The 604-nt window shown below is 47.2% G+C and carries 2 protein-coding genes; one reads left to right on the plus strand and one right to left on the minus strand.

The genetic code is table 11. The features are described from left to right. A partial coding sequence (locus tag AWB82_RS39380; RefSeq protein WP_456061751.1) for a T6SS immunity protein Tli3 family protein occupies positions 1-434 on the plus strand: 434 nt, incomplete at its 5' end. Here AWB82_RS39380 and AWB82_RS38785 read toward each other — a convergent pair. Continuing rightward, positions 409-604: hypothetical protein (locus tag AWB82_RS38785; protein WP_235023608.1), on the minus strand; the 196-nt coding region annotated here is incomplete at its 5' end. The two genes, AWB82_RS39380 and AWB82_RS38785, sit on opposite strands and share 26 nt — an antisense overlap.

Here is a 604-nt window from a genome sequence, read left to right on the forward strand (position 1 = left end):
ATTTTCGAGGTAAGCTCATCATTGCAGATTCAACAGAGCGTAACGTCGTTATTCCTTCATCGGCACCGCCTCAGCTTGATTGTGGAGATCGAGGTTGCTCGGTTTCGTTGATCTATTCGACCGACGGCGGGCGCACGTTTTACGGAAATCGTTTTATGCGTTCTTTCGAGCCGTACAGAGACACTGAGCATTATACTTTGTTAGTAACAAAAGATGCATATTTCGTTGAAGATCGGTTTAACGAAAATTTCCCTTCGGCAGATCGGTTTCCTCTCATTCCGAGATTTAGGTATGGACACGATATATTACCTGACGCGGACAAAGTCCAGTACAACACGAAGATGCCATCAGGCTTACGCTCTCCATCAGGTCAGGAACGATTCGCATGCGACGCGTCCATTCGACCGACTAACCCTGATGCGCCGCTAAAGTAGGAACGAGAATTGAATAATCGAATTTGCTTCGGTTACGCAACTTTCTCAGAATGGCTTTGCGATAACTGCATCGTCGACTTTCCATCTCGACAGACGGAAGGTCGCCTTGTTGACCAACAATATCGTTTCGTCCCGGAGCACTAAGCACTGAGCCGTCCATGATTGAAGAT

This window comes from Caballeronia glebae, assembly GCF_001545035.1.
GTDB lineage: Bacteria > Pseudomonadota > Gammaproteobacteria > Burkholderiales > Burkholderiaceae > Caballeronia > Caballeronia glebae.